The following is a 20,836-nucleotide window of genomic DNA, read 5'->3' as shown; positions in this document are numbered from 1 at the left end:
CAGAATGCCTTTGTATAAAATACAAAGGCATTTTATGTAATTTCTAAATGTCTTATGAATTTGATACTTATAAGATTTTGTTACAAAGCAATATAAAAGTAGTCTAACTGGTATATCCGATAGACTATGCCAAAATTTATATTATCAAAACATGCGGCTGAACAAATCCAAATCAGAGGGATTTCACAGAACATTGTTCAAGATGTAGTCTCTTATCCGCAGAAAGTTGAAGAATTAGAGGACGGTCAATTCATTTATCAGAAAACCGTAGTATTCCCAGATGGTTTCGATTATTTGGTACGTGTTTTTGTGAATTCAAACAAAATACCTAACTTGATTAAAACCGTTTATCGAACTACTAAATTTTCAAAATACGAATGAAAGTTAAATACGATAAAGAAACTGATATTCTTTATATCAGACTAAGCGATCTAGCAATTGCTGAATCTGACGAAGAAAAAAAGGGCGTCATCCTGGATTATACAGCTGACGGACAACTTGTCGGAATTGAAATATTAGAAGCATCAAAAACTTCCATTCAACCCTCAAAAGTGGAATATGAATCGGTATGATCCGTCATTTCTCTTAGCCGTAATTTTAAAAAACTTTAATCTAAACAGAATTGCCTTACACTAATTTTTAAGTGTCTCATTAACACAAATTTTCTTCTCCTTTGCGATTTTTTCGCCACACTCAGCGTTCTTTGTATATAGATCAATAAATACATTAAAATGTCAGATATTAAGCTGGTTGCAACCGACATGGACGGGACGCTTCTCAATTCAAAACATGAGTTAAATGATTCATTTTTGCCTGTTTTCAGAAAGTTGAAAGAGCAGGGAATTATTTTTGTCGCAGCCAGCGGAAGGCAGTATTACAATCTTTTAAAAACGCTGGATGAGGTTAAGGATGAGGTCATTTTTGCTGCGGAAAACGGAAGTTATGTCGTTTACCAGAATGAAGAAATTCATGTTCAGGATATGGATCAGCAAATTGTGCGGGACCTTATCGTGAAAGCCAGAGAAATTGGCGGCACTTATGCAGTTATTTGTGGAAAGAAAAGAGCGTATGTCGAAAGTTCAGAACCTGAATTTCTTGACCATCTGAAATTATATTTTGAGCGATATGAGATCGTTGAAGATTTACTGGCAGTAGAGGACGACCAGTTTTTAAAGTTCACGCTTTGCGATTTGGCAGGTTCAGAAGCTAATAGTTATCCGCATTTCAAACACCTTCAGGAAACTTTGCAGGTGAAGGTATCAGGCCCGATTTGGCTGGACATTTCGCACAAACAGGCAAATAAAGGAAAAGCCATGGAGGTATTGCAGGAAAAATTCGGGGTTACTTTTGAAGAAACCATGGTTTTCGGTGATTATTTCAACGATGTTGAAATGCTCCAAAAGGCATATCATTCTTATGCAATGGCCAATGCGCATGAAGATGTAAAAAGTGTGGCAAGATTTATTGCGAAAAGTAATGATGAGAATGGCGTCGTTGAAATCTTATCGACCTTGGTAGAGCAGACAATCACGACGAACGATTAATATAAATAAGACAAAAAAGGCCTGATCCATCCGGATCAGGCCATCTATTTTATTCCTCAAAACTAATTTCTTATTTGGCACTTACACGCCATATCGTTTTTCCTTCATCGTCATTCACCAACATTGAACCATCGTTCAACACAGTAATACCAACAGGACGACCGAAAACTTTTTCTTCGCTCTCAACAAATCCAGTTAAAAAATCTTCTGGTTTTCCTGACGGCTTTCCGTTTTTAAACGGAACAAAAACTACTTTATAACCAGATATTTTTGAGCGGTTCCATGATCCGTGTTGTCCAACAAAAGCGCCTTTTTGATATTTTGCCGGAAACTTGTCTTTATCATAAAAAGCCAGGCCCAAAGAAGCCGTATGTGATCCAAGCGCAACATCAGGAACAATTGCCTTAGCAACCAGCTCTTTCCCTTCACCTTTCATACGTGGATCAGGATGATTACCAAAATAGGAATATGGCCAGCCGTAAAATCCACCTTCTTTCACGCTTGTTAAATAATCCGGCACCAGCTCATCTCCTAATTCATCTCTTTCATTTACCGCAGTATACAAGACATTCGTCCCTGGTGCCCAATCCATTCCAACCGGATTTCTCAGTCCGCTTGCATATACCTTCTCTCCTGTTCCATCAGGATTAATCTGCAAAATATTCGCACGTCTTACCTCCTCGTCCATACCGTGTTCCGCAACATTACTTGCAGACCCAACAGAAACATAAATTTTCGATCCGTTGGCATTCGGAAGCAAATTTCTTGTCCAGTGGTTGTTATACCCGCCGGCAGGAAGTTCAAGAATCTTCTCCCCTTTTCCTGTGATTTTTGTATCGCCCTCTTTGTATGGATAACGCGTAACTCCATCTGTATTAGCTACATAAAAATAATTTTTTAGTATCAGCATTCCAAATGGCTGCTTTAATTTCTCGATGAAAATTTCTCGCATTTCCGGGATTCCATCTTTATTTGCATCACGAAGAAGTGTAATTCTGTCCGCACTTTTTTTCGTTGCCGATTCTGCAACGAAAACATCTCCGTTTGGCGCTTGGTAAGTCCAGCGTGGATTGTCAAGCTTGTCCGCATATTTCGTTACGACAAAACCTTCCGGAGCTTTCGGCATTTGGTTACCTTTCCAACCTTCAACTTCCGGTCTTTGTTCTGTTGACTTTGTAGCAAATGGAGCCGGCAGGGTTACGCTGTCGACAGCCGTTTGTTCTTCGGTCAGCGTCGTGTCCGCGCCACTTTCCGCCGTTTGTTTTTCTTCCTTATTTCCACAACCAAATAAAGTTGCGCCTGCAAGTGTACAGGCAATAATCAGGTTTATTCTTTTCATAATCAGGTCTATTTGCATCAAAAAAAGCATCAGTCACATTGACTGACGCTCTCATCTTTAAATAATAATGCCAGATTAATTTCGGAGTAATGTTTTATTTAGTTTACTGCTAATTTCCCCTTCAAAACCGGACGGGCATCTTTTGTATTTCCCAAAATAGCGAGACTTCTCAAAAACTCGGTTTCAAGATTACCTTTATCAAACTTGCACTTGACAATTTCATAATGCGCCGTTTCAATAAACCGCCACGTCATTTCAAAAGTATTCTCATCAGTCCATGCGCCGCTTGCTGCGATCTTCGTTTTCGTCTCGCCAGGAATAATCGTCTGTGTAAGTTTTAATGGCAAAGTGCTGATATCTGTGACGCCGTGATTCCATTTGCCAATTCCACAGCTCACCAGATGCTCTCCCTTATCATCTCTCATTTTAAAATCACATCCACCTTCTTTGAAAGTGAGCGAGATGCTGCTAACTGACAATTTATTTTCATCAATCGCATAATTTTTTCCACTTACGGCCCCAACAAGTTCTGAGACAGGTTTTCCCTGCACCACAGGAAGAGCAAGCTTGGATAGTTTCTCTTTCAACTCCACCCTTCCAGGTTTATCGGCAGCGATTGGCTTTGTACTTAGTGCTGGTAAAATATGGTCCCAAACCTGATCAAGAATACCCTGCATATCGGCAGTTTCACTGGTTATGGCGACGACCAGATCTTCTTTGGGCAGTACAATGCAATATTGACCATAGGCGCCGTCACCCCGGAAAGCATCATGGCGACAACGCCAGAATTGATATCCATATCCTTGTAGCCAATCATTTTCCTCTTTTTTCCGGGAGCCGCCTTTGGACTGCACCTGAAAACTTGTGGCATCTTTTATCCAGTTCTCAGCCAGCAATCTTTTCCCGTTCCACATGCCCTTTTGGATCAGCAGCTGGCCAAACTTTGCTATGTCTTCGGTTTTTAAACGCAGTCCCCACCCGCCGGTATTGATTCCGTTTGGATCAACTTCCCAATCTGCGCCTACAATATTTAATGGTTTAAAAAGTCGTGGCGTGAGATAAGTCAGCACATTTTCTCCTGTCAATTTTTGAATAATTGCGGAAAGCATATAAGTTGCGCCGCTGTTATAGACAAAAAAAGTCCCCGGTTCATGCTCAACCGGAAACGCCAGAAAACTTTTCACCCAGTTGGTTTCATTAGAATTTCGCAGCGCAGGCGTACTGTCCGTATCATGCCCGGTTGACATCGTTAGCAGATCCTTTACCCGCATCGCAGCCAGGTTAGGACTCACCGTTGCAGGAAGATCTTTCGGGAAAAACGACACGACTTTATCTTCCACAGTCAACTTCCCTTCCGCGACAGCCATCCCTATTGCGGTAGATGTGAAACTTTTGCTCAGCGAATAAAGTGTATGTTTGAGATCAGGGGCATAAGGTCCCCACCAGCCTTCGGCCACAATGTTTCCATGACGGACAATCATCAGGCTATGCAGGTTGAGATTTTTTGTTTCCACTGCGCTTACAAAATCCAGAATGCCTTTCGAACTTACGCCCTGTGCTTCCGGCAGACTTCTTGGCAAACCTGTATTCACAGCAGACGAAGCCCAGGTTGATGAAGTTAGTTGGCTGATCAATCCAACCTGAAGGGCGCCAAACCCTACTTTTTCTAAAAATTCTCGTCGGTTTAGTATCATTTTGGAAAGTAATAATAGCTGTCAGACTTTGATAATACTGTATTTGAAATCGTTATTTTGTTAAAAATTCTTCACCGGCATTTTGTTTCGAAAGCTGGATTTTCCCGTTACTGAAAAAGGATAGCTGGCTTATTGGTATATTTGTAGCGAGCAAGTAAAAATTGTTCGACTTATCATTTTCCACAACAGTCCAGAAATTTATGTCTTTCCAAAAACTCGGCTTATCCGAACCCTTATTAAAAACCATAGCAGAACAAAATTATACTCAACCATATCCGATTCAGCAGGAAGCAATTCCGGCAATTTTGGAAGGGAAAGATATTTTGGGAATTGCTAAAACCGGTTCGGGAAAAACAGCCAGTTTTGTATTGCCTATTCTGGAAATGTTTCAAACGAAAAGTGCTCCGAAAAACAGATACATCACTGCGCTCGTTTTGGTACCAACCCGGGAACTTGCCGTTCAAATAGGCGTTGTTTTTCAAACTTTTGGAGAAAAACTTCCGAGAAAGGTAAAAACGCTGGCGGTATATGGCGGTGTTTCTATCAATCCGCAGATGATATCAATGCAAGGCGTCGAAATTCTGATCGCTACGCCGGGGCGTTTGATTGATCTATTGTCGCACAAAGCACTCAATATTTCCGAAACCGAAATTCTTGTTTTGGATGAAGCTGATAAAATGTTGAACCTTGGTTTTGCGGAGGAAATGAAAGATATTTTTTTCCTGCTTCCTAAAAAGCGTCAAAGCATATTATTTTCCGCAACCCTGGGAGATGAAGTTGATAAAATAAATAAAAGCATTCTTAAAAATCCGCTGACCATCGAGATTGCAGAGGAAGAGCAAAACCTGGATCTGATCAAACAGAGTGGATATTTCGTTGATCCGGAAAGAAAAGGTCCATTACTTCGATACCTGATCAAACATGGGGAAATGAAGCAGGTGCTGGTTTTTGTTTCTTCGACCAGAACGGCCGACAATCTTGTTGTAAAACTTGAAAAGAACGGAATTCAGGCAGCTGCTATGCACAGCAAAAAAAGCCAGGGAGCGAGGACAGAGGTTTTGAACAAATTCAAATCTGGAAAACTGACCGTTATGGTAGCGACGGATCTCGTTTCCAGAGGTATTGATATCCAGTTTTTACCGCACGTAATCAATTTTGAATTGCCACGCTCACCCAAAGATTATATTCACCGTATCGGTCGTACTGGTCGCGCCGAAGCCACAGGTGAAGCCATTTCTCTGATCACACCGGAAGAAGCACATCACTGGAAAATTATCCAGAAAAAGATGGGAAAACGTGTTGAAATGACTGAAACTTTTGATCTGGATTTGATGGGATATTGACAAATTCGCAATGCACACACTTAATTCCTACCTAATTCCTGCCCCACTTTCTACGCTGCTAACGATCATTCTGGGGCTAAGCGTGGCCATTGTAGCGGATTTTGCAGGAAAAAAAATTGTAAAAGATCACACGCCCGTTTTTCAGGCAATGTATTTTTTTGCAGGGCTTTTGGTTTTGAGCTGGACGACCTGGATCATTTGCCTGCTGTCGCTCGCCACAATCTTCGTCTTTCAGGGATTGATATGGACCATTATGTTGGCAGCTGCATTTTTATTGATAACAAAACGTTCTGCGCTAGACGTTAGTCTCAACTTACGTTCTGCTCCTTACCCAAAACCAGCGTTCAGTTATCTTAGGTACATCCTGATTTTCATTTTTTTTTGTTACCTGCTTTTATCTCTGTCGGTTCCCACGGATGCTGACTCGCTAAGTTATCATCTGGCTTTGCCTGTGGAAATTTTAAAAAACCATAGCATTTACTATAATCCTGATAATATACATTTTCGAATGGGCGGATTTGGTGAGATGTTAAATCTTATCGGAGTTGCAAACGGCTGTCCTCAATTCGGTGCGTTTATCCAGATCATTGGTTTAGGTTTCTTTTTAAATGCTTCTGTTAGCTGTATAGATTCCGGTCAAAAGTCAGACCTGATCACCATTTTTCTGGGAATTCCCGTTCTCCTTTTTCTGATACCAAATCAAAAACATCAGCTTACCGGGATTTTATGCACATCGCTTTGCTTTCTTTACCTATGCAGCACAAACAATTTTACATCAGGAAAACTTACGCTCTTTTTGTCCGTATTATTTTTTGCAGCAGGTATTAAGTATTCATTTTTACTAAGTTTCGCTTCGTTGGTATTACTGTTAATTCTTAAAAACCCAGTCGGGGTAAATCCTTTTGGAATGCTGGTGAAGCTGTTTTTTTTAGGTGCTGTTATTCTCGGACCTCAGCTTGTTTTCAAATGGTTTTATCTGGGCGATCCGCTGTCTCCATTACTAGAGCTTTTCATGCCAAATGCTGACCCGATTGTCGTCAAGTTGTATCAATATATCAAGGCATACAGCGACTCATCCTATCCTTTTCCGATCAGTTTGGTCTACACCAATTCTATTGGCAAACTTTCGACGTTGGTTGGGATTTCAGCTATAACTCTTGGACTGCTACCTTTTCTATTTCGGTATTACAAATTTGAAGTGATCAGCATAAGCGCATTGATTTTTTTAATTTTGATTGGCGGACAAGTATCGTCGCGCTTTCTCCTTGAACCTGTATTATGGTCAGTTCCACTGGCTATCTCAACTTTTTATAAAAGCAAAATTTATAAATATTTTATTCTTGCAGCCAGGCTTCAATTATTCTGTATACTCCCGCTGCTTTTAATAGGAATTTATAATCTGGCGCCGTCAATATTTTCTGATTCCGGAAGAGAAAAAGTGATGCTAAAAGCATCCAACGGCTATGCTGAAAATAAATGGATCGATGAAGTTTTACCACCTGATGCGCGAATTTGTATGACGAGCAGATCAAGAGCCTTTATTGCCAGAAATTATTTTCCCTGGGAATATCTATATTTCACCTCGATGGAAAATAAAAAAGAAGCCGAAGAACTCGATCGTAAGTTAAAAATTCAATATAAAACAGAATATCTTATTCTTCCATCAACTGGTTTTGACGCATTGAGAAATAAATATGCCGGTGAGATAATTGCCGGACCAAAAAAATTTCATCTGGCAACAAGAAATCCCTTCAACAGCTCTGATTACGAGATGGTGATATACAGGATGAAAAAATAGCATACAGGTGACAACAGGAAGGTCATACTACGTTTAACTATAATTTTACATTCCAATCGTGAATAATATAAATTTTCATGATAAAAATCTGTTCCGCTTTTCCGTTACTATCCTGACCATCGAAGGCCGATTATTATATTTTCTGACGCATGATAAAATTTAAATTCCTGATTATTATTGCTTTGGCAGTCTCACTTGCTGCCATCAATCCAGCCGCTAAACCGACATTATTTCTTATCGGAGATTCCACAGTAAAAAACGGATCTGGAAAGGGCGCGGATAGCCTTTGGGGCTGGGGAACATTATTACCGCAGTTTTTCGATACTACTAAAATAAACATCGAAAATCATGCGATCGGAGGCAGAAGCAGCCGGACTTTTATAACAGAGGGCCGTTGGGAAAAAGTCTTGTTGAAATTAAAAAAAGGTGATTATGTGATCATGCAATTTGGGCATAATGACGGCAGTGCAGTTAACGACACTTTACGCGCCAGAGGCAGTATAAAAGGTGTTGGAACGGAGACAGAAGAAATTGATAATCTTATCACTAAAAAACACGAGGTCGTTTATACTTACGGCTGGTATATGCGCAAATACATCAACGAAGCCAAAGCAAAAGGTGCCATTCCGATCGTTTGTTCGCCAGTGCCACGTAATATTTTTAAAGATGGAAAAATAGAAATCCCCGAAAGCGGCTATACTGTCTGGGCGGAGCAGGTTGCACTTTCTACCAGTACCTATTTTATTGATCTGTACAAAATTGTTGCACGAAACTATGATGTTATTGGGGAGGAAAGAGTAAAAAATGAGTTTTTCACTCAGAAAGATCATACGCATACTACCAAGGCAGGTGCAGAGGTTAATGCGAAATCTGTTACCGATGGAATTCGCATTTTGAAAAAATCCGATCTCAAAAATTATCTGCTTTAAGAAACCCTCCTCATTTTTTATCAATAGAAATTATGCAAAGACGCGAAGTTTTAGGCATTATCCTGGCCGGAAGCGCACTGACGAAAGCGTGGGCTTTTGAAGACAATACCGATTCAGACAAAAAAGAATTACTTAAAGACCTGCGTCTTGCAAACGAATATTTTGTAAAAAAATGGCCGGATACAGGAAAGGCAATCATCACCAATCGGGAGCGGCCGAGCAATATCTGGACGCGCGGAGTATACTATGAAGGACTTATGGCGCTTCATAAAGTTGATCCTCAGAAAAGTTATTACGACTATGCTGTATCCTGGGGCGAAAATCACAAATGGGGTTTACGCAATGGAATTCAGACGAGAAATGCGGATGATCAATGCTGTGGCCAGACATACATTGACCTGTATTTGATTGATAAAAAAGAAGAGCGTATTAAAGATATCAAGGCATCCATTGACTTGATGGTTGAGACTGACAAAGTCAGCGACTGGACCTGGATTGATGCTTTACAAATGGCGATGCCGGTATTTGCAAAACTGGGTGTTATCTATCAAGACGACCGCTATTTTGAGAAGATGTATGCGCTATACACACATACAAAAACAAAAGAAGGCGGTTCGGGATTATATAATCCGGAAGAAAAACTTTGGTGGCGCGATAAAGATTTTCTTCCGCCCTACAAAACACCAGCAGGAAAAAATTGCTATTGGTCGCGTGGAAATGGTTGGATTGTGGCCGCCCTGGTCAGAGTTTTGGATATTATGCCAAAAAACGCGCCGCATCGGGCTGAGTATGAAAAAACGCTGCTGGATATGTTATCTGCGCTGCTTCCCTTGCAACGTGCAGACGGTTTCTGGAATGTCAGCCTTACTGACGAAACTGATTTTGGCGGAAAAGAGCTGACAGGGACAGCACTTTTTATTTATGGTATGGCCTGGGCAATCAATACTGGTTTGGTAAAAAGCAAAACCTACGATACTTCGATTTTCAGAGCCTGGAAGGCAATGGAAAATGAATGTCTGCATAAGGACGGATTTTTAGGATTTGTTCAGGGAACGGGCAAAGAGCCAAAAGACGGGCAGCCTGTGACCTATACAAGTAAACCGGATTTTGAAGATTATGGCCTGGGCTGCTTTCTTCTGGCAGGAACCGAAATTTATAAAATGAAGTAAAAAAAAGATTTGCCGGAGGATTATAAAGATCCCCGGCGAATCATATAAAATGGATTTTTGACCTTAATTTGCTGCTTATTTAAAATTAAAGATGCTGCGGAACGGCCCATCGTTTCAAAATCAGTCGTAATGACCGTGATATCCAAAAGCTCTTTTAAAGTAGTTTCGTTGAAAGAAATTACGCCAATTTCTCTGCCCATCGTGTAGGCCGACTGACGCGTTTTTTTTACAAGTTCTGCAAGATCATTTTCTTCAACAACAACGTACGCAGTACCTGGCCGAATAATTTCATCGTTGATACTTTCCTTTACGTCAAATTGTTTATTGTAATTGATGCAATAATTTTTGAACCCTCTTATGATTTCTCTCGGGTAATTCCCGTCAAATGGAAAAATCAAAACGAGCCTTTTGTAGTTATCAAGCAGGTCATTCGCACTTTCCAAAGAACCAAAAATATCCTTATCAAAACTCTGATGGATACTCAAAGTCGGTTGAGTTAGTTCAGGAATATCTCTGTCGAGCAAGACCAGTTGTGAAGAGGGTATACTTTTAATTGTTGTCATATAATCTTCCTCTTCAGCCGGATTGAAGTGGGGCATAATGACATAATAATTATAATTGCCAAGGTTTTTCTCTATGATTTCCTTAAAACGTTTCGCACTGTAATGATGGATTTCAAGATCCACGACAGCCTGATCGCCCAATGCTTTTATGAAAGAATAATAAATGATCTTTTTGTAGGAACTTAACTTATTGAAAACCAATAAAATCTTGTCTTTTTTATCACCGCCAGACTGCACATAATAACCTTTTCCCTGTACCGAGGTGATATAACCCATGTTACGCAACTCCCGGTATGCCTTTTCAACAGTATCGCGAGCCAGCAGATAGTCGACACTCAGCTCACTTATTGATGGTAATTGTGTTCCTTTTTTCAAAACACCTCTGTCAATATCCGTTCTGATAGACTGCACGATTTGCTTATACTTTGGCATTTTGTCTTCCGGATCAAACTGCATTTGAAAAACAGCTTCAGATTCCTGAAAATATACATCTTTGAAAACAAAATTTTTAGTACCAGGATTGGCTCGGGCAGTGGAATATCCGGTCATCGTTCCAACAATTTATTTGAACATTTTTAAGACAATCCGATTTTTGCTTTGGTTTTCCAATGCGAATCAGTAATGTATATTAGCCAATAAATCACCTGGAAAATGTAATTGACCAAACTATTTTAATGCAATCGTTATCGGGAACGTTGCCAAAATGTATAACAATGAAGATAATATTGTATAAAACACTGATAATATCTGATAATACAGACATTCATGTGCTATGCAGGTAGATTATAATTTTACATTATTGTTATAAACTGGGGATTACTGACGGCGGGAAGTATTGAATGTAAACCTTATGCCCAAATTCAAATTAATAATTTCCCGGGGAATATTACTTTCAAGAATGCTGATAGAAGGCGTATAACTTAAAAAACCTTTTATTGTTTCCGATCCTGCACTAAACCGGAAAGATGGCTCCCAAAAAACCACAAGTGAGCGATTAACAATTCTTGCTACGCGTTCAAAATCATAAGTATCAAGGATTGTTGCACTTTTCAAATTATAATCTACACCTGAAAATTTGGAACCGATACCAAACTCAATATTTTTCCTCGGGAGAGAATAACTTAATGAAGGTTGAATAAAAAATTTGTTCATATTTAACCGGGCAAGTTTCTCCGGATCGTAGCGAACTTTATAATCTCCCATACCACCTCCGCCGAATATTTCCAGTGCCCAATTCTGATTTTCTTCAAATTTGGTGAAGTATCCAAGCCCAGCTTCCAGATATCGGCTCTTTGTATATTCCCGCTCGCTGAAATTGGTTGAAGATTCACGACTGCCTGTTAGGGCGCCATTTGCCATAATACCAACATGAGATGTGATAGCATAAGCCGCCTGTAAGTCAGCACCTTTCATAATCCATCCTCCACCGAAACCCGCATCAAGGCGCATATCATTTCGTTCCCTGAGATTCGGGATATTTACTTTGTTAGGCGAATAGTAATAGGGTGAGCAGCCACTAAGTAAGGCCGTCGCGCAAAAAATTAGTGTTGAAGTTAGTTTCATGGCTGTCTATATTTGGTCCGGAAAACACTTTATAGTAACCGAATATAAACAAAATTTCAAAATAAAATTATAATATGTAACTGATTTTGCCTAATCAGTCTTTCTTAATCAAACGTTTTATATCATCTTTTGTACCAAGCCAGAAGGCAATTTTCTGACGATTCCAGGTATAGGTTACCGCAACGGAATCGCCCCAGCTTATTATAGCCGGATAAGAGAATTCGTCCGTCTTTTTCCCGGTTTCAATATCAATTTTATCCTTCCAGGTTTTTCCGTTATCAAAAGACAAACCTATGGACAACGGTGACCGGGAGCCCCAGTTTTTTGCATCAGGATTGTAGGCGAGCGCGAGTGTTCCGTCAGGGAATTTGGTAAGATCTATCCCGCTGTTTGGATTTGGAAGTTTGGTATCATAAATACGCGTCCAGGTTTTCCCAAAATCCTCAGAGTCGCTTCTTCCGATTATTCCGCTTGTCGTTCTTACCAGCATATGCACTTTTCCGGGTTCGGTTTCCCATAAAGTAGGTTGAATTGCCCCTTTGCCTTTGATCTCGTTCGTGTCTATTTTAAAATATGAAGATGCTTTCCATGTTTTGCCTTGATCCTCACTACGGTCTACAAACACCTCCCAGCGTTTGATCTCGTTAGACGCACCTGCAAGCCAGGTACCGTCAGAAAGTACAATCAGTTTATTTTTTACAGGCCCCCTTCCGCCCTTGTCGCCTTTGACAAGCTCATAAGCATCTGACCAGGTTTCTCCGTTATCGTTCGACTTTTTTACCCAGGTTTCCCAATATGGAATTTCTTTTCCAACCTTAAAATAAAGGTAAATCGTACCGTCTTCCGCAATCTGCAATACTGGATTCCAGTGCGCGTCTTCCCTGATTTTTGCCACTTCTTTCGGCTCGCTCCAATTTCCGGGCCTGCCTTTTGAAAGCCAAATCCCTACGTCCGGATTTTTTTCAGCCGTACCTCCAAACCAGGCAACCAGAAACTGGCCATTCTTCAGGCGAACCAGCGTCGAGGCGTGACATTGCGCAAAGGCCCGTTTGTCACCAAAGACAAAGTCCTTCGAGATTGCAGCATTTGTTGAATCCACTGTTCCGGACGATTCCGATTGTTTAGACTTACACGCAATAAGTAACGACAAAATGGAGAATGACGCAAAAACAAGGCGGTTATACAAATTCATATTATTTTTTCAAAAAGGAAGATCTGGATATAACTAGTACTCCGGATAGAGGAAAAAGGCTATTTATTTTAGAACCTTTTTCAATTCCTCTATCACTAGGGAAGGTGATTCTTCCTGATATAAAATCCGGTATACTGCGGTTGTTATCGGTAAGTTTACGTGCAATGTTTTGTTTAATTCGAAGATGCTTTTCGTCGCATAATATCCCTCGGCAATCATTTTCATTTCCAACTGCGCGGCTTTTACACTATACCCACGGCCGATCATATTGCCAAATAAACGATTTCTACTGAACTGAGAATAGGCGGTAACCAGTAGATCACCAAGATAAGCGGAAGTACTTAACTCGCGTTCACGAGGATCCAGACCTGTTACGAAATGTCGGATTTCCTGCATGGCATTGGCAACCATCACGGCCTGGAAGTTATCCCCATTGCCCAAACCATGGGTAATACCGCAGGCGAGAGCTATGATATTTTTCATAACCGCTGCATATTCCACACCATATAAATCGGCGAGCGGATGCGCAGTGACAAACCGACAAGTCATTATTTTAGAGAAATCCTCTGCACAAACGGCGTCGGTTGAAGCAATGGTCAGGTATGACTGTTTTTCCAGAGCAACTTCTTCGGCATGGCACGGACCGGCAATGACGGCTATATCTTTCAGCGGGACTTTAAACTTTTCAGAAACCCAGTCTGTCACAAGAATATTTTGCTCAGGAATCATTCCTTTAATAGCAGAAACAATTCGTTTCCCTTTCAAATGAGATTCATTCAAATCCTGCAAAGATTCCTGAACAAAGGCTGCGGGAATAGCCAAAATTACGTAGTCAGCTCCTTTCACTGCTTCCCGTGTTTTTTCAAAAACTTTAACCTTTTTTGGAGAAAGATAAACATCGCTGAGATAACTCGGGTTGTGATGGAATTTTCGGATATGCTCAATATCCTTACCGTTCCTCAGCCACCACCGCACCTGAATATGCTGGTGTTCACATAAAATCTTGATGATCGCGGTGGCCCAGCTGCCTCCGCCAATTACTGCTACTTTTGTATTATTCAAAAAACTCATGCTGTCACCGAATACAATGAATCAGAATTAAAACCTGATTTCCTGTTAAAGAAAATAACGTCAAAAGTAAGGTTTTCTTCCCACTCGTAACTCATTCTACTGCACTGCCAGCTTCAATATCTTCCCGGCTCGGTAATTTGCAAAGTAAACTTCACCTTTTGAATCTTGTCCAAAAGTTGATATCGACCCTCCGAATTTCATCAGAAGTGCATTGCTTTTTACCTGATTTCCATCCAACTCCAGCGCCCAGATCCGGCCACTAACGTAATCTCCATAAATATATTTTCCAATCAAACCTTTGATCGTTTCACCTCTGTAAACATATCCGCCCGTGATCGATACGTCGCCATCCGAGCGGCCATAATCAAGAACTGGCTCAATAAGTCCTGTTGCATCGCAGTTGGAAGAAGGGCTGTAACAATCTTTTCCTTCTTTAATTTTCCAACCGAAATTCCCACCCTTGGTAATCAGATTGATCTCTTCTTTTACATTCTGACCAACATCAGCGACGAAGAATCGGTCGGAACCGGTATCGAAACTCATTTTCCAGGGATTTCTTAATCCATATGCATAAATTTCTTCAAGTGACCCGTTGGCATTTCCAGCAAAAGGGTTGTCGGCCGGAATGCCATAATTACCTTTTGTTGTTGCATTAACGTCAATTCTTAAAATCTTTCCCAGATAAGATTTCATATTCTGAGAATTATTCTGCGGATCACCACTTCCTCCTCCATCACCGGAAGCAATGTATAAATAACCATCTTTTCCAAATTCCATAGAACCTCCGTTGTGGTTTGAAAATGGCTGATTGTAAGTCAATAAGATCATTTCGCTGGAAATATCTGTCGTGTTTGCCGTAGGCGTTGTTGCCTTATATCTTGCAATAACTGTCTGCAACGGATTCGCACGGGTATAGTTAACGTAGAAAAATCCGTTCGTCGCGAAATCAGGATGGAAGGCAAAACCTAGCAAACCTAATTCGCCGCTGGAAGTTACCTTACTTCTGATATCCAAAAAGTTGGAACTCGCGGATGTTCCGGCGGCATTATCGAAAACTTTAATAACGCCCTGTTGTTCCGCTACAAAAAATCTGTTTGACGCGTCAGGGGATTGTTTGAAATCTACGGGTGATGTGAAAGTAAGCGAAGGAAAGGCTTCAACTGCCTGGATCGTCTCAACTGTCCCTGCCTCACCTTCATCGTTATCGTCGTCTGAGGATGAACAGGCCGATGTTAATCCAATCAGGATGAGGGAAAACAGAAATGGTATGTGTATATTTTTCATATCGTTGGTTTATTTTATTAATGAACGTTGCGGTATTTGATTTGTTTTCTTTGCGAAGTATAAAATAGTATACCAATTGGATACATCTGTCGAGAAAGGGAGAAGCCTAAGACTTAGTTGTAAATTTTTGCCTGGAAGCTTATTTGTTTGTTAGAGGCAGAAGACCGAAAATTTAAACCTTCACAAACAAAGGCGAAACGGTTATCGGGCAGGTTATTTCACGCGTTGCAAACGCTGAATCAAAAACGCACCGATTTCAAACCGGTGCGTTAAATATTAAACCAAATGCTGCCAGATTATATCGTATACATCAACCGCTTGTATTTCCTTATTTATCGCCTGGTCGGTAACCAGGATAGGAAAATATTCCTTCGGGACATTTACGCTTCCGTGAGAACCTTTTACCAAAGTTGCATCCAATGGAATAACATCCATCAAGTATCTAAACCCTAAAAGTTTTCTGCCGAGCTTATAACCTGCACGAAGTTTGATAAATGGATTTTTGGGATCCATGAACATTTCGACAGGGTCGTAGCCAGGTTTCTTGAAAATCTCAACCAGATGTGCAAAATCCGGTGCTTTGGCATCGTCCAGCCAATAGTAATAAGTAAACCAGCTATCGGGTTTTGCAACGAGGACCAGATCGCCTGAGCGGTCGTGATTTAAGTGATATTCCTTTTGCTGCTCCTTATCCAAAACCAGATCAATTCCGCGCGTTGCCTTTAAAATCTTGACAACCTGCTCTTGAACTGTGGGATCGTTCAGATATACATGCGCGATCTGATGATCGGATGCGGCGAAGGCTTTTGATGCACCAGCGTCCAGCAGTTCATACCAACGTTCAGTTCTTACGGAAATAAGGCCTTCTTTTCGTAAAATCCGGTTTATATCAATATGGTTATTAACCGGATTGATACCATATTCCGAAAGCAAAATAATCTTCGCGTTTTTCGCTTCGTAAAAAGTAACCAAGTCTTCCACAACCTTGTCAATCTCACCAAGTTCCTTACTGATTTTAGAAAAATCCGGGCCGAATTTTTGAAGACAATAATCCAGGTGAGGTAGATAGATAAGTGTTAATGTCGGGTTATGTTTTTCGTCGACATACATGGAAGCGTCTGCAATCCAGCGTGTTGATTTGATATTAGCGTTCGGACCCCAAAAACTAAAAAGCGGGAATTGACCCAATTTTTCCTGCAATTCATCTCTGAGTTCCGGCGGATAAGCGTAACAGTCCGGCGCTTTCACACCGTCGGCATGATATTGCGGACGCGGTGTTACTGAGAAATCAGCGGTTGAGTACATGTTATACCACCAGAACATTTTTGAACATGTAAAGGTTGGATCCGCTTTTTTAGCTGCATCCCAGATTTTATCCGCCTGAACCAACTTGTTTGATTGCTTCCAGAATTTTATTTCCGAGTCGTCCTTGTCATACCAGCCATTGCCTACAATTCCATGATCAACCGGCCATTTTCCTGTGATATAGGTACTTTGCGAAGTCGTGGTAACCGCGGGAAGAACTGGTTTTATTGACCTTAAGTGACGTTTTTCAATATATTTTTCTAGAAATGGCGTATGCTCGCCAATCAAATTAGCACTTAATCCTACTATATCAATGACAACAGTTTTATTCATTTTGGTCTTAATTTTGAAGCTAATTCAGCAGTGAATTATTCAAGATAATTATCCAATAACAGGAGGCTCCTACTGAGCCTTGGATTATTGGGTGATGGACTTTTCTATAAACAGGTGGCTCCAAAGGAGCCGAAAAATTTCTAACACCTAATCTTTTCCATAAACATGAGGCAAAAAGAATTCATGAAATTTCTTGGCTACCAATTCACTCTAAAAATGAAAGACCCAAAAAGAGTAAAAATCGCTTAAAATATAATTCCTCCTATAAGAAGTTTAGAAACTATAAAAGACATTTCTACTCTCCACCATTAACAATTAACCCTTAACAATTAACCATTAAAAAGCACTTCTTTCACCCATTCCATTTCCCGGACAATTGATTCACCAATCGGTTTTTGTATATCTTCCGGCAGAACTCCCCAAGTATAGGTTTCTACTTCCAAACAGGGGGCAAATGGTTTCTGTTTATGAATTGCTAATGTTTTGATAATGGCATTTTGTGTCGAATCAAGCGCACCATACGATTCTATGAACAAGGGAACGTGAAAATGAACCCGCCATTCTTTCTGTTCACCTTCTTTATAATCTGCTAATGCTTCGGGAAGATCAGGATAATATTTTTTCCCGTTTTCATAAGTTTGAGCTACAACCTGATGCAAATAAACAGGCTCATCGAACGCTTTGATAGCGTCATATTTTGTTTGAGCATCAATGGAGAAGTCAACTTTTAAAGCCGAACTTACCTGTATTCGCCCGACTTTTATTCCAACTTCATCAAGCCTTGCCAAAATATCTTCCGGCTCTTCATAAGCTACTGCGGCGTGGCAGATATCGTAACAAAGACGGATATAATGTAGAATCGTCTCCTTGCTTTTTTCATCCGAAAAACTGTATTTCTCTTTTAGGTAAGTAATGCCTATCGGTAAAAGATCATGCTTATACCAGTTTACAAAATCAACCGTGTTATCTAAAATTCCGTCAGGTTCAGGCTCTATGTGCAGGTGTAATATTTTTCCCGATTCTTGTTCGATCGTAATTAAGTGATCAATAACCGTCAGGATGTTTTTAGTGGCAATCTCAATTGTATTTCTTTTTTCTTCTTCCGTTTTCCACCACAAGCGATAGGATAAAGGAGGTGTTGAAACGCCACCTTCAGTATTTTCCAAAATGATTTGTGAAAGAATTGTAAAAAGACGTTTGGTATACTCCACCCGGTCAGAAGTTGTCCAATCGGGCGTATGTACATCATCTTTGACAGGTGTCGCATGAAAACCGCCGTAGGGAAAGCCATTGATTACGGTTACATAAACGTTCTGCGCTGTCAGCCAGTCTTTAAATTCTGAAAGACGTTCTGGTTTGCTCAGTTCAATCGACGCTTCATTTGCGATTCGCAGTCCCAGCGCAAACGGCTCGCCGGGAGCGAGCTGCTGCCTGATGTATGGAATGTTTTCTTGTAATGCCTTAAAATGATCATTCCATTGTTCGCCAGGATGAATATTGCTGCAATAGGTTAGGTGTCCGTATGGGGTAATCATGATAGCCGGTTTAGGGGAAATTATTTTAACGCGAACGAAAGTTTTTTACAGACAGACTATCCTTCTGCCAGTACCTTTTTATCAGTATGAAATTTTTCCAGAACATCAACTGACTCAGCAATGATATCGGCGTCCATCTCATGCACTTCCACACCCTTTCCTATTTTTTCCAGAAGCATGATCGTAAGTCTTCCTCCAAGGTGTTCACGGAATTCATGTAAGCCGTTACGCAGATTTATCTTATCGTTTTCAGCAAGTTTGACATGATACAGATCAAAACCCAACTTCAACAGCACATTGTAAATCCTGTCTAGATCAGCATCTGAAAGCATACCGATCTTGTTCGCATATACACAATCCAGTGCAATACCAATTGCCACAGCTTCACCATGACGCACTTCAAAATCGGTCAGATATTCAAGTTTGTGAGCTGCCCAGTGGCCAAAATCCAATGGACGGGAAGAGCCAAATTCAAACGGATCGCCGCTTCCAATATGTTCGGTATGCATTTCTGCACAACGATGGATAAGATAAGACATTGTTGCTTCATCACGTTGCGCAAGCGCCTGAACGTTTTCTTCAATCCACTCGAAGAACGACTTGTCTTTAATCAAAGCCACTTTTATAGCTTCTGAAATTCCGGAACGCCAGTCACGATCGTCCAGCGTTTTTAAATATGTAAGATCGTTGAAGACAGCCACGGGAGGTGCAAAGGTTCCCAGAAAATTTTTCTTGCCGTGAAAATTGATACCGTTCTTCACGCCAACACCTGAATCGTTTTGGGACAAAACCGTTGTCGGAATCCGGATTAGTTTAATTCCTCTGTGTGAAACCGCAGCGGCATACCCAACCAGATCCAGTACAGCTCCGCCGCCGATACCTACAACGAAAGAGTGGCGGTCAATACCATATATATCAATAGCTTGCGCCAGTTTTTCAAATAAATCCGGGTCATTTTTTGATGCTTCACCACCAGGAACCACGATAACATCTTTGGCAAGCTGGATATGTTTTACCTTTGTTGCAAAATAATTTTTGATAGCATCCGACAATTCAGGATGGTGCGAAAGAAACCCACCATCGATCACAACCAAAACTTTACGCTGAAATCCCTGTTCTTCATAAGTGCTGAAAAAGTCACTTAACTGATTATTAGCGGTGTCAAAAAGATTATTGGTAAAAAAAATAGAATAATTGTATTCTACTTTGAAGCTCTGTTTTATGGTTTGCATTTTAAAAAACAATAATGAATGACCGAATGTTGGGTTGACTTTTTTCAAGCCTTTTTCCCTGTATTCTATAATTTATGTTACCGCAAAAACGCGGGCTAAAAGTATGGATAATGGCAACAAAACCAGAACCGCCAATGCAACAGGCCAAAGCCCAAAAGCCATACACCAGGATGCATTCATGACGATCAGGGAAAGCACACCAGCCTTCACCGCTTTCCCGATTAAAGGTCCAACAGGATTCTGGATCGCATTGTATAACGGACGACCGATAAGCCAGGCATGCAAAAGAACGAAAGGAAGTGCAAAAAGAACATTCCCCTGTGTTTGAGCAATATATAATTGTGCCAACAACACGATAAGATATAGAAAGACTGCAATATAAAGCGTTCTCCTTTTGCCACCATGCACCTCATCCTGACTGATTAAAGTAATTGCCGCAATGTATGCAATTGGTAAAATTGCTACAAAACCCCACTGCTGAAACGATTCCGGCAATACGCTCATACCCAGGAGCAGATTTCCACCGCGACACATGCCCATTGTCAAAGGCCCAAAAAAGACGTGATGTTTTGCAAAACGATTATATAAAACCGTCAAAGCCGCAACGACTACCGCAATCATTCCACTTTGAAAACTAAATAAAGCAGCAGCTAAAACTCCTCCGAAAAGCAGCGTCATTCCGAGCATCGTTGCAGCCGGAAGCGGTACTTTCCCGCTCGGGATTGGTCGCTCGGGTCTTTCAATGGCATCAAGTTTTGCGTCAAAAACATCGTTCATTACCACACCGCCGCCATAGAGACCGAGCGTTGAAATAACCAGTAATGCCGGATTGAAACTTGAAAAAGTAAATTGTGCTATCGCCATTCCAGCCAGAATATCAGCTACGGCGGTCACCAGATTGGCTGGTCGTGTTAATTGTAAATAAGGTTTTAAATCAGCCAC

At 40.8% G+C, this 20,836-nt stretch carries 18 protein-coding genes; 7 read left to right on the top strand and 11 right to left on the bottom strand.

Annotation, left to right across the window (positions count from 1 at the left end):
• Nucleotides 1-126: 126 nt before the first annotated feature.
• The 3 genes from L0657_RS11085 to L0657_RS11075 all read left to right on the top strand — a co-directional run bounded on the left by L0657_RS11085 (nt 127) and on the right by L0657_RS11075 (nt 1,544).
• A complete protein-coding gene (locus tag L0657_RS11085; RefSeq protein WP_235150823.1) occupies nt 127-381 on the top strand; it encodes a DUF4258 domain-containing protein in 255 nt (84 codons plus the stop codon).
• Nucleotides 378-572: a DUF2283 domain-containing protein gene (locus tag L0657_RS11080; RefSeq protein WP_235150820.1), complete on the top strand. Its 195-nt coding sequence runs from the start codon at nt 378-380 to the stop codon at nt 570-572. The genes L0657_RS11085 and L0657_RS11080 overlap by 4 nt, the downstream gene beginning before the upstream one ends.
• Before the next feature lie 159 nt (nt 573-731).
• Entirely contained in the window at nt 732-1,544 is an 813-nt protein-coding gene (locus tag L0657_RS11075; RefSeq protein ID WP_235150816.1) for an HAD family hydrolase, read from the top strand.
• A 70-nt stretch (nt 1,545-1,614) separates the two neighbouring features.
• Here L0657_RS11075 and L0657_RS11070 read toward each other — a convergent pair whose 3' ends face one another.
• Together L0657_RS11070 and L0657_RS11065 are read right to left on the bottom strand one after the other, a co-directional pair.
• Nucleotides 1,615-2,883, bottom strand: coding sequence for a sorbosone dehydrogenase family protein (locus tag L0657_RS11070; RefSeq protein WP_235150812.1), 1,269 nt, complete (start codon nt 2,881-2,883; stop codon nt 1,615-1,617).
• A 98-nt stretch (nt 2,884-2,981) separates the two neighbouring features.
• Nucleotides 2,982-4,577, bottom strand: a complete 1,596-nt coding sequence (locus L0657_RS11065) for a serine hydrolase (protein ID WP_235150809.1) — start codon at nt 4,575-4,577, stop codon at nt 2,982-2,984.
• A 200-nt stretch (nt 4,578-4,777) separates the two neighbouring features.
• On the opposite strand from L0657_RS11065, the gene L0657_RS11060 reads away from it, so the two are divergent.
• From L0657_RS11060 to L0657_RS11045, 4 genes are all read left to right on the top strand, one after another.
• The gene (locus L0657_RS11060; protein ID WP_235150807.1) at nt 4,778-5,920 is read left to right on the top strand and encodes a DEAD/DEAH box helicase; all 1,143 of its coding nucleotides are present in this window, start codon (nt 4,778-4,780) and stop codon (nt 5,918-5,920) included.
• A 10-nt stretch (nt 5,921-5,930) separates the two neighbouring features.
• The gene (locus L0657_RS11055; protein WP_235150804.1) at nt 5,931-7,718 is read left to right on the top strand and encodes a DUF1420 family protein; all 1,788 of its coding nucleotides are present in this window, start codon (nt 5,931-5,933) and stop codon (nt 7,716-7,718) included.
• Between the two features lie 149 nt (nt 7,719-7,867).
• Complete coding sequence (locus tag L0657_RS11050) at nt 7,868-8,647, top strand: rhamnogalacturonan acetylesterase (RefSeq protein ID WP_235150801.1); 780 nt, start codon at nt 7,868-7,870, stop codon at nt 8,645-8,647.
• Between the two features lie 32 nt (nt 8,648-8,679).
• Entirely contained in the window at nt 8,680-9,816 is a 1,137-nt protein-coding gene (locus tag L0657_RS11045; RefSeq protein WP_235150799.1) for a glycoside hydrolase family 88 protein, read from the top strand.
• A gap of 20 nt (nt 9,817-9,836) precedes the next feature.
• Here the strand turns inward: L0657_RS11045 and L0657_RS11040 are convergent, their stop codons facing one another.
• The 9 genes from L0657_RS11040 to eboC all read right to left on the bottom strand — a co-directional run bounded on the left by L0657_RS11040 (nt 9,837) and on the right by eboC (nt 20,836).
• On the bottom strand, nt 9,837-10,928 hold the full coding sequence (locus L0657_RS11040; RefSeq protein ID WP_409015037.1) for a GntR family transcriptional regulator: 1,092 nt from the start codon (nt 10,926-10,928) through the stop codon (nt 9,837-9,839).
• 267 nt (nt 10,929-11,195) lie between these two features.
• Nucleotides 11,196-11,942: a hypothetical protein gene (locus L0657_RS11035; RefSeq protein WP_235150797.1), complete on the bottom strand. Its 747-nt coding sequence runs from the start codon at nt 11,940-11,942 to the stop codon at nt 11,196-11,198.
• Nucleotides 11,943-12,036: 94 nt separating this feature from the next.
• Nucleotides 12,037-13,134 carry an exo-alpha-sialidase gene (locus L0657_RS11030; RefSeq protein WP_235150795.1) on the bottom strand — a complete coding sequence of 366 codons (1,098 nt, stop codon included), beginning with the start codon at nt 13,132-13,134 and terminating at the stop codon, nt 12,037-12,039.
• A 63-nt stretch (nt 13,135-13,197) separates the two neighbouring features.
• The gene (locus L0657_RS11025; RefSeq protein ID WP_235150794.1) at nt 13,198-14,205 is read right to left on the bottom strand and encodes an NAD(P)H-dependent glycerol-3-phosphate dehydrogenase; all 1,008 of its coding nucleotides are present in this window, start codon (nt 14,203-14,205) and stop codon (nt 13,198-13,200) included.
• 96 nt (nt 14,206-14,301) lie between these two features.
• On the bottom strand, nt 14,302-15,489 hold the full coding sequence (locus L0657_RS11020; protein WP_235150793.1) for a sorbosone dehydrogenase family protein: 1,188 nt from the start codon (nt 15,487-15,489) through the stop codon (nt 14,302-14,304).
• Between the two features lie 276 nt (nt 15,490-15,765).
• Complete coding sequence (locus L0657_RS11015; protein ID WP_235150791.1) at nt 15,766-17,127, bottom strand: alkaline phosphatase family protein; 1,362 nt, start codon at nt 17,125-17,127, stop codon at nt 15,766-15,768.
• Between the two features lie 329 nt (nt 17,128-17,456).
• Nucleotides 17,457-18,662, bottom strand: coding sequence for a metabolite traffic protein EboE (gene eboE / locus L0657_RS11010; protein ID WP_235150789.1), 1,206 nt, complete (start codon nt 18,660-18,662; stop codon nt 17,457-17,459).
• A 56-nt stretch (nt 18,663-18,718) separates the two neighbouring features.
• A complete protein-coding gene (locus L0657_RS11005; RefSeq protein ID WP_235150786.1) occupies nt 18,719-19,894 on the bottom strand; it encodes a 3-dehydroquinate synthase in 1,176 nt (391 codons plus the stop codon).
• A 72-nt stretch (nt 19,895-19,966) separates the two neighbouring features.
• Nucleotides 19,967-20,836, bottom strand: coding sequence for a UbiA-like protein EboC (gene eboC, locus L0657_RS11000; protein WP_235150785.1), 870 nt, complete (start codon nt 20,834-20,836; stop codon nt 19,967-19,969).

This window comes from Dyadobacter sp. CY345 (assembly GCF_021502725.1).
GTDB lineage: Bacteria > Bacteroidota > Bacteroidia > Cytophagales > Spirosomataceae > Dyadobacter.
The sequence above is the reverse complement of the archived record's forward strand: the minus strand, read 5'-3'. Positions and strand labels throughout refer to the sequence as shown.